Here is a 13,152-nt window from a genome sequence, read left to right as displayed (position 1 = left end):
CTGGGCGCGGTCGGCGCGCCGGTCGGCGGCTTGCTGGGCGCGGTTGGCGCGCATCTCCTCGAACATGCTCATCGGGCGGCCCTCCCAGTGCTGGTGACGACGGAGACGGGGGCGGTGGGAATGCGGGTGGTGACGGTCAACAGCCGGTCGGCGCAGCGGTCGAGCACGTGGCAGGCCACGGCCAGGGCGACCGCCGGCACGCGGCAGGCCACGGCCAGCAGGAACAGCAGCCCCACCAGCAGGGCGCGCGGGGCGGTGTAGCCGCGCAGGTAGTCGGCGGAAGTCATGCCCGCTCACCGCCCTCGGTGGTGGTGGCAGGGTCGTAGCGGTCCTGGCGGTTGCCGCAGCGCTGGCAGGAGCGGAGCTGGATGGTGCAGCGGCCCTGGCACCAGCAGGCTTGCCATGGTGTCCAGTCGTGGCCGTGCTCGGTGCACAGCCGGTTGGTCTCGCAGCGCCAGCAGCGCAACCGTCCGTCGGCCAACTGCTGCCAGCCGGGGGTGGTGGTGTCGCGCAGGTAGTCCAGGCCGTCACCCTTGGGCTCCGGCCCATCTTCGGCCAGGTGGGCGCGGGCACCAGCGACGGTGGCGAAGTGCTGGACTCCCTCACCGTCCTCGTCGAAGTAGGACCGGCAGGTGTCGCACACGGCGACCACGCAGGAAACGATCTCTATCATGGCCAGTACTCCTCACTTGCTCGTTCGGTGCAGGTGGCGAGAGACCCGGCCCGGCAGAAGTTCTTGGCGGGACTGGCTGCCGGGCCAGGGTGCGGCTAAGCAGCGGCTTCGCCGTGCTTGCCGGTGCGGCGCAGCGCGGCGCGCTCGGTGCGGGTGCTGCCGCCCCACACGCCGTGCACGTCGTGGTGCAAGGCGAAGGACAGGCACGCCTGCCGGACAGGGCAGGACTCGCACACCTGCTTGGCCGCTGCGATCTGGCGAGCTGCACCCGGACCGACCGGAAAGAACAGTTCCGGGTCGACCTCGCTGTTCGCGCACGCCGGTTGCTGGGCGAAATGCTCACTGGGAAGCCGAGTGATCAGGTGGGACAGCGTGTTCTCACAGTTCAGAGGCTGGGCAGCCGTGCTCATGCGATCGCCCCCTCGGCATCAGTCATCGGCGCCATGCCCAGGCTGTGCAGGTAGGCGTTCAGTGAGTCGGCCGGAATGCGTAGCGCGCCCTTGCCGAACCCGACCCGCACCGAGTGCAACCGACCGGACTCCGCGAGCCGGTAGACCGTGGAGACGTGGACGTCCAGGACTTCAGCGACTGCCTTGACCCGGTACATCCGCGTCGCCGTACCGTTGACCTGCATCGTTAGTGCTCCTAGTTCTTCGATGTGTGCCCCGGTCGGTGTGGCAGCACCACCCGGGCTTCGTGCTTGTTACTGGCCTGCTGCTGCGAACACTGCGACAACTGCAACCAGAACTATTACTAGTACAACCACTAGTACTAGTTGTCGTCAAGTCTGCTGTGTGCCGCTGCTGGAATCGCGGGGCAAGTTGCTACTAGTCTTAGTGGCGAAATTCGCAGCTCAGGAGGGCCGTGTGGGTAAAAACTGGGACGCCGTAGCCGAGACCATCAACACTCGGATGGAGTACTTGGAGCTCACCCAGCAACAGGTGGCGAACCGCGCTGGCTTGGCTCTCCAAACGGTGCGTGAACTCCAACACAACCTTGTGCCGCGCAAGCGCACCAGTCGCACTCTGGGGGTGATGTCCGAGGCTCTCGGACTGCCACGGAACCATCTTTCGACTGTCCTTGATGGCCAAAACTCTGCTGAATCGGAATCGCATGAGTCTGCTGCCCTCGCTGACATTTACGGGAAACTGGCTGACATCACGAAGCGACTGGATTCCCTGGAGCGTCGCCTTCCCGACGAGTGAGCGGCAGTCAGGCGGTAAGAGCTTTAAGGAAGACAACCAACGCGCTCACGAGATCGCTGAGACCGCCGAGAATGCCCTTTACCCAGACTGCGGACTCGTTCGGGTACTGCACGACCATGGCCAGCACAGCCAGGGCCACGAGTGCCCCGACGAACTTCTTCAGCGCTCCACCACCGTTGGTCTGGATTCCGGGGATCGATTGCTTGGCCATTGCTCCGCCCTTCCTTTGCAACTGCCGCTTTGTTCGTCTCTGTCGCTTTCACATCAAGACTGCCGTCGATCGCGCTGACCGAGAACTGTCCAGCTGCCCCCTCAACACTGAACTTTCACCGAACCCGAACCCCTGAACTTTCACTGAACTTCGGTGCAGTGCAGGTTCAGAAACAGCTGGAAAGGTGCGAAGGTAGAGCCATGGAACTGAATGGCGCCCCTGCAACCATCGATCAGATCAAGTCCCTGGCGCTGACCAACTACGGCCACTTCACTTCGATGCTCGTCGAAGACCAGCAGGTACGCGGGCTGTCTCTCCACATGCAGCGGCTAGCGCGTGACTGCCGCCAGCTCTACGGCGTGGAGCTCGAAACCGACCGCGTCCGGCAGTACATCCGCCATGCATTGGCCGACACCACACAGCCCACCGTGGTGCGAGTCACCATCTATGACCCTGAACTTGGTCTAGGAACAATTGGCTCTGACGCCAGCCCGGCCGTGTTGGTCACAACACGGCCGACCCCACACGGGTCCCCTTCACCTTTGCGTCTACAGGCAGTTTCCTACCGGCGCGAAGATCCTGCAGTAAAGCACGTCGGTCTCTTCGGTCCTCTCAGGCATCGGCGGTCAGCCCAACGAGAAGGATTTGACGATGTCCTGTTCTTGAACCCCGACGGGACGATCTCCGAAATTGCGACATCAAATATTGGTTTCGTCCGCGATGGGCAGGTAGTTTGGCCCCGCTCGGAATACCTTTCCGGAGTTACCATGACTCTGCTCAATCAGGCTCTCGACGAGCCGGTAAAGGCCGAACCGCTCACACTCGCTGAATTGGCAGATACCGAGGCAGCGTTCGCGACCAACGCCGCAACTGGCATCAGGCCCGTGACCTCGGTGGACGGTGTTCAGTGGCCAGAAGACCACAAGGTACTGCGCGAACTGCGCGACCTCTATACGGATATTCCCGCTGAACACCTGTGAAGCTCTCCTGCGACCCGTTACGATCTTCCGTGGAAGATCACGTAGGGGAGCAGCAAGTGGCGACAGTTCAAAGCTGGTCGGGCGTCGAGGTTCGAGCGCTTCGTGAAGCGAAGAGGATGAGCATCAGAGAGTTCGCCGCTCACCTCGGTGTCAGTGAGCGCATGATCTCGAAGTGGGAGGCAGGTCGTGCGAACATCACGCCACGGCCGGTCAACCAGGCGGCGCTCGACACGTGCTTGTTGCGAAGCGATTCGGATACACAGGCACGGTTCACGCACCTCACGGACGGAGCGTTGGGCTCCGGGCAGAGCGAGTCAGAGCTTGAACCCATTGGGAGTAGCGAAGTTCGGCACCCCGCTGACGGAAGCCCAATGGTCAAGGTGGACGGGAGCGTCTTCCTATCGGGACCGAGCAACGAACCGACGTGGCTTCCTGCGTTCTACATCGACGTGCACCCCGTGAGTAACGCCGACTATGCCCGCTTCATCGCGGCAACCGGTCACCCGTCACCCCAGCATTGGACGGAAGACAAGTACCCGGACGGGCTCGCAGAGCACCCGGCCGTCTTTGTCACCTGGAAAGACGCCACCGCCTATGCCGAGTGGTCCGGCAAGGCTCTTCCCACTGGACAGCAGTGGGAGAAGGCTGCTCGTGGCACCAGGGGAAACGTCTACCCCTGGGGCGACCAGCCCACGCCTGCCAAGTGCAACGTTCGAGAGAACGGGGTCGGTAGCACCACCCCCGGCGACTGCTACCAGAGCGGCGTTAGCCCCTACGGCGTGTACGACCTATGCGGGAACGTCTGGGAGTGGTGCTCCACGGAGTCCAAGCCAGGTAGGCACGAGCTGAAGGGCGGCGCCTGGACGAGTCCGTTCAATCGCGCAACCCCATCGTCGTTCAACGATGCCGCAGCGAGCATGTGCGACGACGACGTCGGCTTCCGCTGTGCCGTACCGGCCGAGATCCTGGAGGCGCTGCTGCAGAGCTGAGCTGCCCTCCAGGTGTCCCCGCTGTCCCCGCTGTCCCCGAGACTGTCTTGACCTGCCCAAATAGAAATCAACTTCGGGGACACCCTGTCCCCGCTGTCCCCGTAAGCTAAGTCTGGTCGGCAGGCTCGCCTACTACCGATGGTCGAGCGTCACCGTAGGTCTTCAAGCCTTGCTGCAGCCCTCTTCAGTTCGTCGGCGAGGTAAGAGACCTCGCGTAAGTTCGATACGGCTTCGTCTAGCGAGGCTATGATGCCTTCAGATCGCATTATTTTATCCGCTGCGGAACTAAGTGAAGTTGCCGAATCTTGCAAGTGCGAGAGGTCACGGGCGCTATCGAGTAGTAGTCCGGCGTCATCTCCGAGGTTTTGCAAGTTGCGGGAAGCGTCGTCGAGCAAACTAACACTGTCAGGGTCAATAATAGGATCGTTCCGTCGGGAGCTCTCCAATTCGCTTACCAATGAACGGAGGACGTCGGCAGCTTCGGAATTTATAGCGTGCAGTTGGTCAAGCGAGTCTTTGATTTGTTTGTCATGAACTTCCATGGCATCCGATATTAGCTCTTGAAGTCGGTCCTCGGTTACATTGGTGAGTCCGCGTAGTTCCGCTACGTTCGTGCTTTCTCGCTCGAACTTCCAGCGCTCAAGGCGTTTTACGGGGTATTTGTCAGGGTCGATCTTGTCGATTGTTGTGTGGTGTGGCTTGCAAAGAAGTATGAGGTTGCTGAAAGCGTCGCGTCCCTCTTCGGGCATATTGGGGTCATAGCGTGGCCCATTTGGATTGGCGGCTCTTATATGGGCGCGCTCGACATTGAAGATGTACCGTCCGCTAACGGCAACTACAATAGGTACAGAGCAGTCGGGCCAGTAGCACCGCTTGTTGGAAAGTGCGATCAGCCCTGCCATGTCTCCGGTACTGTAGTTTCGGTTAGACATTGTGATTTTCTCGATTCGTTGGTATGTACGGTCGGTCGAAGGCTATCCACATCCTGCAGCTCGGGGAACGTCCAAACGTGTGAGCATTGATCATGGTGATCGAAGCTGGAACAGTGGGGGGAGTCGATCAGGGAGATGTGATGGACCCTCGCTTCGTGCAAGATCCAGACGCAGGGCTGACCACGCCCTGCAGGTGTGGGAGCCACGGACACGATGAACGCTGGCATCAGAGCAAGGGTCCGTTGCCGCTGCTCCTTTCGAGGCATGGTTTACCCAGCCATGGGCGTATCCGATGGATAGACCATGCCTACAGGCTTCGCCTGCCTGACGGGCGTTGGTGCTACGTGGCAGAACCGTATGAGCTCGACGGCGACGCAGTGGCCGATCTCGCCTATCTCGAAGAGCAGGGCTACGAAGTGACAGTCACTTCTTGGCGTGCCAGGCACTACCCAGGTCATTCGCTGTCCGTCCAGATCCTCCCCGAGAGGACTCCTGGGTAAGCGGTATAGCCGCTGAGGCCGTGTGCGCGGAGTGCGGAAGCCAGGCAGTGTCTTCCAGCGGGCCACGCCGACAGCACGACAGCGCCTCACTCATCGAGCGCTGAGTTAGCCGTACAGCCTTCGAGTGCGCTCCCTCGGGCCGGTTTCCTCTGCGAGTGCTACCGAGCTTCGCCGATGGCTCGTCTCAGTTCTCGTCTCAGTTCGTCTCAGTACGAACCTCCCCCCACTGTTGCAGCAGTCTCACGAGTCACCACGTGAGCAGCAGGAACGAGGCTGTGAACAGTGAGCCGCCGATCTTGAAAGCGAGCGACCCGAGAGGGTCCGCGGGTTCGAATCCCGCCGCTTCCGCTTCGGTGAGCAGTGAAAACAAGGCCCGGTGGTGATCTCACCGCCGGGCCTCGCTGCTTGCTCGTCTCAGTTCTCGTCTCAGTTGCCCTTCTCGGGAGGCTCGTCGGAGGGCTTCTCCGACGCCTTCCAGAGGTGGTCGCCGAGCTTCTCGGCGACCGTCCCGAGCACGTGTCCTGTCACGTGCTGGTACCGCTGCGTCAGGGCAACGTTGGACCACCCCATGATCTCCATCGCCGTGCGATCGGGGATGCCGAGTTCGAGCAGCACGGTCGCGGCCGTGTGCCGAGCGTCGTGCAGCCGGGCGTCTCGCACCCCGGCATCGGACAGGAGCTGCTTCCATCGGGCGAGATCCGTGCGGTAGTTGAGCGGCTTGCCCGTCTCGTTGGTGAACAACCACCCCGCATCGCTCCACAGCTCGCCAGCGGCCTCACGCTCGGCGGTCTGTTCGGTGGCGTGCTGCTTCAATTCCTCCAGTACCGGATGCGGGAGACCGATCGGTCGGCGGCCTGCTCGTGACTTCGGTCTCTTGGTCTCACTTCGGGTGTTGATTCGCTGCGGGCAGTGGCCTCCGTGCTTGTGGCCGCACGCTCCATCGCATCCGTGCTTCCACTTCGGTCGCGGCCTCTGCACGTCGACGGTGAGTGTGCCTTCCTGGAAGTCCACGTCCGTCCAGCGCAGTCCAAGAACCTCGCCCTGCCGAAGTCCGAGGGCGATGGCGATGATCCAGCGGCAAGCGTTCCGACCTTCGCGAGCTGTCTTGAACAGCTGGGTGACCTCCTCGCGCGTGAACGGCTCCACCTCCTTCTCTTCCACCTTCGGCGCTTTGGCGACTACGGCAGGGTTTTTGGCCAGGTAACCTCGCTTGACGGCTTCGTTCAGTGCGGTCCGGATGGTCCGGTGGGCCTGGTGGGCAGTAGCGCTCGACGCGCCGGCCTTCTGCATCTTGCGATACATCGCTTCCAGGTGATCGGGAAGCAAGTTCGGAAGCTTGTGCGCCCCCACGTGCTTCCGGATGTGTTTCGTGGCGTAGAAGTAGGCGTCCCAGCCACCGTCTCCGGTGGTCGAAGTGGCGATGTTGTGCAGCCAGTGCTCGACCCACTGCTCAACTGTCCACTTCTCACCAGGTTTCGTGATGTTTCCTTCGTCGCGGGCACGTTCGAGTTCCCGGACCTTCTTCGTGACCACCTTGCGGTCCCAGGATTCGACGTGGCGACGATCCGACCTGCCGTCGTCGCGGACGCCTACGGTCACGCGACCGTGCCACTTTCCGTTCTTGTCCTGGTAGATGCTGCTTGCGCCGTTGGGGGCGCGGGTTCCTTCGGGGCGTTTCTTGCGGGGCATGGGGATCTCCTTTGGTCCTACTGCTGCTCGGTGAGGGCTGCGATGTAGGCGTCGATGGATTCGGCGGGGATGCGCCGGAGGCGTCCGATGCGGACTGAGTGCAGATGCCCGGTTTTCAGGAGCTGGTAGACGCTGGTGCGGCCGAGGCTGAGTCGTTCGGCGGCTTGCTCGACGGTGAGCAGAACGCGGGGCTGGCCGGTGCTGTGTGAGTCGATCACGGCGGGGTTCCTTTCTCGTCGGGGCATTGCGGGGACAGCGGGGACAAGGCGTCCCCGGACTCGCTGCCTGTTCGGGCAGGTCAGAGCAGTTTTGGGGACTCCGGGGACGGCGGGGACACGTCGGAGGACATGGCGTCGTCCCCGACTTCCGGAGTGCTGTAGCGGCCGCCGGATGTGGCGTGGAGTTGCCCATCGCTGGCCATGCGTTGGCAGGTCTTCTTGACCTGCTCGCGGTCGAGTCCGGTGGCTTCGGCGATGGCTTTCGGCCCGGTGCCGGGGTGCTCGCGGAGGTAGCGCTGGATGGTGGCGCGGGTGGTGTGGAGGGTGTGGTCGCTGGCGGGGCCGTCGAGGAGTTGCCAGGCGCCGGAGTGGCTGTGGAAGGTCAGGGCGTATTCGGCTTCGTCGATGTCGCGGCCGGTGACGTTGAGGACGGCGTCGGCTTGGTTGCGGCCGCGTTTGAGCACGAGCACGGCGTCGGCGGCTCCGGCGATGCCGTTGGAGCCGGAGACGGTTTCGAGGAAGTCGTCGCTGCCCATCTTGCGCACGTGGTGGACCAGCACCAGGGCGACACCGTAGGCGTCGGCGATGCGCTTGGCGCGGGACACGGCAGCGTAGTCGGCGTCGTAGGCGGACATGCCTGCCGGCGGGGTGCCGCGCATCTTGGCGAACACGTCGAGCACGACCATGCGCGCGTCCGTGTGGGCCTCCAGCCACGCGATGATGGCCTCGTCGCCGCCCTGGGTCAGCGTGGGGCAGCTGGTGGCCAGGGTGAGACCGGCCGGGGCGGGTTTGCCATCGAGCAGCTTGCTCATGCGGGTTTTCAACCGGCGCGGGGTGTCTTCCAGCGCGAGGTAGAGCACGGGGCCGGGCTCGACGTCGAGCATGTCGAAGGCTTTGCCGCCGGAGGCGACTTCGATGGCCAGCCCGAGCGACATCCAGGACTTGCCGACCTTGGGTGGACCGGCGAGCAGGTTGACGCCTTCAGCCACGATGCCGGGCACGGCCCAGGTCGGTTCGGGGAACTCGGTGGCCATGAGCACATCGGCGGTCCAGGCGGCGTGCAGTGCTTCGGCCGGGTGCCGGTGCAGCGGGTGCACGTTGTCGGGCTCGGGAACTTCAGGCGCGCTCATGCGGCGACCTTTCGCGGGCGCTTGGCCCCGGCACGCAGGCCGGAGGCGATGGTTTGGCGGGCTTGGCTCCAGCGGTAGGCCCCGGCGGCGACGTGGCCCTGTGCGGCGTGCAGCAGCGTCTCGGTCACGTCCTGCTCGGTCAGAGCGCCTCCGGCGGCCAGTTGTCCGAGCGCGGCGGCCGCGCAGTACAGCGCATAGTTGCGCTCACCACCGGTCGCGGTGGTCACCCGTTGGGCTTCGGCGGCCACGGCCGCGTCCAGGTAGCGCGAGCGCCGACCCTGCAGCGGCGTGACCGGGGTGGGTTCCTGTGGAGGTAGCGGGGCCGGGCGCAGCTGCTCGACCAACCACGTCGGGAGCGGCGCGGGCGGCTGGTCGTCGGTGACGACATACGGGCCGTCGCGGCGGGTCGAGCCTGCGGCGACGACGTAGCCGCCATGGGCGCGGGTGTCGATACCCCAGCCGAGCCCGTTACCGCGCTCGCCCTGGGTGATGCGCAGCTCGACCCCGTCGGGGGCCGTGAAGTACAGGTGCGTGCCGCCGGAGGGGGTCGCGACCGTGAACGTGTCCAGCGGCGGGGCCTGTCCAGCGTCGGCGCAGACGAGCAGGAACACGTCCATGCCTGTTTCAGCCCCCTGGGCCGCCCAGTGCTCGGACACGCTCTTGCCGAGTTTGGGCACGTCGAGGTCAATGACCACCAGTCCGGCCGGGCCGGTGGCCAGCCCGACGTTGTAGGCCGGGCCGTGGGACCAGCACCGCTCGATCACGGCGGGGTCGGTAGTGGCGCGCTGTTCCCACTTGCGATGCCCACTGGCACACGGCCCGGTGCCGGGACAGCGGAACTCGCTGTGCAGCGCCGGAGAGCTGCCACCGGGCACCAGCGGGAACACCGGCCAGCCACGCGCGGCCGTGTCCAGCGCTGTGTTGAGCAAGTCGGAAGGGGGCATGGCATTCCTCGCAAGTAGTCACTGTGCGTGTCGGTTGATGGGCGTGAGGGGCTGGCCTCAGCACCTGCGGTGCCGGGCTGTGGGGGTTAGGAATGCGGGTTAGGTGGCCGTGAGTGGGTTAGGTTCCTAACTCAGCGCCCTGGTTGTTGCTGCGCTGGGGAAAGTGAACCGAGTGAGGCGGGTTAATCCGGCCCCGCGAAGTTCTGTGGCGGCCCGTGTGGCGGGGTTGGTGGATGGGGCTGGGCGGTTCACTGGCTTCACTCCTCGGTATCGAGGTCGGCGGTGGCGCGCCGGGCCTGTTCGCTACGCACGGTGGCGGGGTCGAGGGGGAACTTGTTGCCGGTGGAGGGCACTTTGATGCCGTAGTCGTCGGTGAGCTGGACGCGGAGCTGCTTGCCGGTCAGGCGCTGGTAGGGAGCCCACTTGGGGGCGTGGCGGGCCAGCAGGGCGGGCACGTCGGCGGCCGGGACGGGCTCGGTGCCGAGTACGGCGTCGAGGTCGGCGAGCAGGTCGCGGGGCTGTTGGCTGCGGTCGGCGGCCGGGTTGGCGGTGATGCCCGCGTCCTCGCGCAGTGCCAGGGCGCGTTGCACCACGGGGGTGATCTCGTCGATGCCCTTTTCCTTGCGGATGTGGTGGCAGCGCACCAGCCCGGCATCCCGGCGGAAGCCGGTGGCCATGGCGGTGCCCACGTCCTCGCCGGGCACCAGCCCGGTGGCGGTGATGCCGGCCTTGTGCTTGCCGGTGCCCAGCACTGCATCCGATCCTTGGTGGTCGCCGATGGCGAAGCACACCCGGTGTGAGGCGGTCTTGGCCAGGTCACGCGGCAGCGAGGCAGCCGAGGGGGAGGGGGTGGCCCACACGAGGGTGATGCCGGTCTTGCGGGCCTTCTTGGCGACCTTCTCGGCGAGTTCCTTGGCTTCCTTGCCGTGCTCGTCGTGCTCGAACAGCTCCTGGCACTCGTCGACGACCACCAGGCGCGGGCGCATGCGCGCGTCCTGCTCGGCGATGTCGCGGGTGAGCTTGGTTTCCTCGCCGCCGATCTCGTCGAGGATCTTGCCGCGCTGGGTGACCTCTTCGCGCAGCTCGCGCAGCATGTCCAGCGCGGCTTCGATCTGTTCGTCCTCGTCGCCCTTGACCAGGCTGCGCAGGCGTGGCCGCAGTGGGTCGAAGTCGACGTTGTAGGCCATGACGTGCACGTCGATCTCAACCAGCGGATCGAGGATGGCGCCCAGCAGCAGGTTGACCACCAGCGAGGTTTTGCCGGAGCCCATCGTGCCGCCAATGACGTAGTTGGCGGCCATGAGCTTGCCGGTGACCTCGTCACCGCGGGCGTCGATACCGACCGGCACACCGGTGAAGTAGTCCGTGGTGCCCTCCTCCAGCAGCGGCCACACATCCACCGGGCCGGACAGGATGCCCTGATCAGCCACCCACAGATCCAGCACGCCGGGCTTGTCGCGCGGCTCGGTGGGCCAGACCTCGTTGCGCTTGCGCACGAGATTGTGGGCCAGCACGTCCTTGTTGTCGTTGATCTTTTCGACGGTCACGCCCTGCGGCAGCTCCAGTTGGGTGCGCCAGCCCCTCCCGTCGCGGCCGGTGGGCTGCACCCAGCGGGGTTTCCAGCCCTCCTTGATGGCCTTGTTCAGCGGCGGCAGGTTGAGATTGCGCAGCGCATCGAGAATGGCCCCCTCATCCGGCACCACGTCCTTGCCGCCGGGCTGCTCACCAGCGCTGATCCATGCCGGAACAAAGTCGCTGTCGTGTCCGGCCCGCCAGGCGGCATAGCCCAACGTCGCCACCAGTGCCGCGAGCATCCAGGGCCACAGCGACGCCACCCACGCCACGAACTGGGCCGTGCCAACCAGGAACGCCCACCATCCGTCGGTCCACACGGCTGCGAAGTCGGCCCCATCGGGGACAAGCTGGACCACCACACCTGCGATGAGCACTGCCAGGCTCGCCCCGACCACGACGCCGCTACCGGTGGCGGCCACGATGCCGGTGAGCTTGACCTGAGCGGTGATGCGCTTCCATCGGTCGTTGGCCGCGTCCCGGCGACGCTGCTCCAGCTCGGCGACCATGCCCAGGTCTCCGGCGGCCTTGGCCGCGCGCACAGCCTCGGTCAGATCACCGTGAGTCAGCCGTGAGAAACCACGCCGGGTCAACTCCCAGGTCCCACCGAGGGTGTAGGCACCATGGCGTAGCCCGACCTGCCCAGCGGGCTTAGCCACCCGCCAGGTCGCTCCGGCCGCGCGACGAGTGGCGACCCCGGTGGTGCGAGCTGTGCGGGCCAGCGCGGGCGGCAGAGCCGGGCGGGGCAGCCGCTGCAGTGCGCGTGGGGTGTCCACTGCCAGGGTCGTGCCCGGCACTGTGTTGGGCTGCTCGTGATGCCCGTCGTGTTCGCTTGACTGGTCCGTGCCGTCCTGGTGGGTCTGCTCGGTGTGGCGGGGTGCGGGCACGGTGTTGCCGGTGGCGTGGTCGGGGGTTTGGGGGAAGCGGATGAGATCGCCCATGTGGGGCTCGGTGGAAGACATGACGAGCTGGCCTCTCTACGGACTGATGGAGAAACAGCAGGGGAGGGGTGGCCCCACGCAAGGCGGGGCCACCGGACGTGGGTCAGGCGGCGACGGCGGCCGATCCGTCGTTCCACTCGTCGCGTAGCCGTCGTGCGGTCTTGGCTCCGCAGCGCAGGGTTTTGCGGATCGACTCCGCCGAGGTCGGGTCGACCTCAACCCCGTCGGAGACGGCCCGGTGCAGCTCGGTGCGCAGGGTGTCGAGTGAGCGGCGGTTGGGTTCGGGAATCGAGACCGGCGCGGGGGTCGACTCCTGCAGGTCAGCCCCCGACTCGGCCCACTCCAGAGCGCTGGTCGAGTCGGTGTCGGTCGGGCTCGACTCGGTGGCTGGGTCGGGCTGGACCGACAGCCACTGTTCGACCGCATCGGCCACCGGGGTGGCGGGGGAGGTGGGGCCGTCGGCGGCCAGTCCGGGCACGGCACGGCGGTCGAGTCGGGTCCGGCCGGTCCAGGCGCGGGCGAGGGTGACGGTGCCCGGTTGGTGCAGCAGGGACACGGTGCCGTCGGTGCCCAGCTCGCCGACCGCCTGGCGCAGCGCGACCCGCTCCATCCGGGTCACCCGACGGGCGGCGAGACGCTGGGTGCGGGCGGCTTGCCGGTCGGTACGGCTGCGCCGAGCCTGCATCGGGGCGGCGGTCAGGATCTGGTGAGTGACCACGCCACCAACGGAGACCACGGCCATGACCAGCCCCACGGCGATGCCGCCGAGAGCGTGGCCGTGGATGTAGTTCAGCAGCGCGGCCACGGCGGTAAAGGCCCACGTGCCCATCTGCAGCCACCCGGTTGGGGCCTGGTGCTGGCGGGCCTGGTGCAGCTTGGCTGCGAAGGCCCACATGGCCGCTTCGGTGAACAGCGGCAGCAGCACCCCGATCGGGCCGTAGATCTCGCGGCCGTAGGTGGCCATGGCGGTCCATGCCAACAGCGCCGGAACCACGATGATCGCGGCCATGGCCAGCTCCACCGGGCGGGCGGTCACCCACCGGCCCAGGGTGGCCAGGCGAGCACGCCGCTGCTGGCCACGCTGGGCGCGCTGGGCCTGGCGGTGCTCGCGGTCGGTGCGGTCCTGCTCGCGTTCGGCGGCCCGGTCCGCGCGGCGGTTCTCGGCGGT

At 65.9% G+C, this 13,152-nt stretch carries 15 protein-coding genes; 3 read left to right on the top strand and 12 right to left on the bottom strand.

All coding sequences use genetic code 11. From position 1 onward, the window contains the following. Window positions 1-68: 68 nt before the first annotated feature. The 4 genes from JOF55_RS24305 to JOF55_RS24290 form a co-directional block, all read right to left on the bottom strand. Window positions 69-287 carry a hypothetical protein gene (locus tag JOF55_RS24305; RefSeq protein WP_310272834.1) on the bottom strand — a complete coding sequence of 73 codons (219 nt, stop codon included), beginning with the start codon at window positions 285-287 and terminating at the stop codon, window positions 69-71. After that, entirely contained in the window at window positions 284-673 is a 390-nt protein-coding gene (locus JOF55_RS24300) for a hypothetical protein (RefSeq protein ID WP_310272832.1), read from the bottom strand. The genes JOF55_RS24305 and JOF55_RS24300 overlap by 4 nt, the downstream gene beginning before the upstream one ends. Window positions 674-768: 95 nt before the next feature. Further along, window positions 769-1,083, bottom strand: a complete 315-nt coding sequence (locus tag JOF55_RS24295; RefSeq protein WP_310272830.1) for a WhiB family transcriptional regulator — start codon at window positions 1,081-1,083, stop codon at window positions 769-771. After that, window positions 1,080-1,307 (bottom strand): helix-turn-helix domain-containing protein, encoded by a 228-nt coding sequence (locus JOF55_RS24290; protein ID WP_310272828.1) that lies wholly within the window; start codon window positions 1,305-1,307, stop codon window positions 1,080-1,082. The genes JOF55_RS24295 and JOF55_RS24290 overlap by 4 nt, the downstream gene beginning before the upstream one ends. Before the next feature lie 160 nt (window positions 1,308-1,467). Here JOF55_RS24290 and JOF55_RS24285 point away from each other — a divergent pair, with 160 nt between their 5' ends. Further along, a complete protein-coding gene (locus JOF55_RS24285; protein WP_310272826.1) occupies window positions 1,468-1,878 on the top strand; it encodes a hypothetical protein in 411 nt (136 codons plus the stop codon). A gap of 7 nt (window positions 1,879-1,885) precedes the next feature. On the opposite strand, the gene JOF55_RS24280 is transcribed toward JOF55_RS24285, so the two are convergent. After that, complete coding sequence (locus JOF55_RS24280) at window positions 1,886-2,089, bottom strand: hypothetical protein (protein WP_310272824.1); 204 nt, start codon at window positions 2,087-2,089, stop codon at window positions 1,886-1,888. 200 nt (window positions 2,090-2,289) lie between these two features. Here JOF55_RS24280 and JOF55_RS24275 point away from each other — a divergent pair, with 200 nt between their 5' ends. Continuing rightward, the gene (locus tag JOF55_RS24275; RefSeq protein ID WP_310272822.1) at window positions 2,290-3,069 is read left to right on the top strand and encodes an aminotransferase class IV family protein; all 780 of its coding nucleotides are present in this window, start codon (window positions 2,290-2,292) and stop codon (window positions 3,067-3,069) included. A gap of 56 nt (window positions 3,070-3,125) precedes the next feature. After that, window positions 3,126-4,058 (top strand): SUMF1/EgtB/PvdO family nonheme iron enzyme, encoded by a 933-nt coding sequence (locus tag JOF55_RS24265; protein ID WP_374727260.1) that lies wholly within the window; start codon window positions 3,126-3,128, stop codon window positions 4,056-4,058. A gap of 149 nt (window positions 4,059-4,207) precedes the next feature. Here JOF55_RS24265 and JOF55_RS24260 read toward each other — a convergent pair whose 3' ends face one another. From JOF55_RS24260 to JOF55_RS24230, 7 genes are all read right to left on the bottom strand, one after another. Next, on the bottom strand, window positions 4,208-4,960 hold the full coding sequence (locus JOF55_RS24260; protein WP_310272820.1) for a hypothetical protein: 753 nt from the start codon (window positions 4,958-4,960) through the stop codon (window positions 4,208-4,210). A 956-nt stretch (window positions 4,961-5,916) separates the two neighbouring features. Then, window positions 5,917-7,179, bottom strand: a complete 1,263-nt coding sequence (locus tag JOF55_RS24255) for a tyrosine-type recombinase/integrase (RefSeq protein WP_310272847.1) — start codon at window positions 7,177-7,179, stop codon at window positions 5,917-5,919. Between the two features lie 17 nt (window positions 7,180-7,196). Next, window positions 7,197-7,424, bottom strand: a complete 228-nt coding sequence (locus tag JOF55_RS24250) for a helix-turn-helix domain-containing protein (RefSeq protein WP_374727261.1) — start codon at window positions 7,422-7,424, stop codon at window positions 7,197-7,199. Between the two features lie 53 nt (window positions 7,425-7,477). Then, on the bottom strand, window positions 7,478-8,527 hold the full coding sequence (locus JOF55_RS24245; RefSeq protein ID WP_310272843.1) for an AAA family ATPase: 1,050 nt from the start codon (window positions 8,525-8,527) through the stop codon (window positions 7,478-7,480). Continuing rightward, complete coding sequence (locus JOF55_RS24240; RefSeq protein WP_310272840.1) at window positions 8,524-9,471, bottom strand: bifunctional DNA primase/polymerase; 948 nt, start codon at window positions 9,469-9,471, stop codon at window positions 8,524-8,526. Before JOF55_RS24240 ends, JOF55_RS24245 begins: the two co-directional genes overlap by 4 nt. A 257-nt stretch (window positions 9,472-9,728) precedes the next feature. Then, the gene (locus JOF55_RS24235; RefSeq protein ID WP_310272839.1) at window positions 9,729-12,005 is read right to left on the bottom strand and encodes an FtsK/SpoIIIE domain-containing protein; all 2,277 of its coding nucleotides are present in this window, start codon (window positions 12,003-12,005) and stop codon (window positions 9,729-9,731) included. Window positions 12,006-12,087: 82 nt separating this feature from the next. Continuing rightward, on the bottom strand, window positions 12,088-13,152 hold a 1,065-nt coding region (locus tag JOF55_RS24230), incomplete at its 5' end, for a DUF2637 domain-containing protein (protein WP_310279123.1).

The sequence above is a fragment of the Haloactinomyces albus genome (genome assembly GCF_031458135.1).
Taxonomy (GTDB): Bacteria; Actinomycetota; Actinomycetes; order Mycobacteriales; family Pseudonocardiaceae; genus Haloactinomyces; species Haloactinomyces albus.
This window is presented reverse-complemented; position numbering and strand designations above follow the sequence as displayed.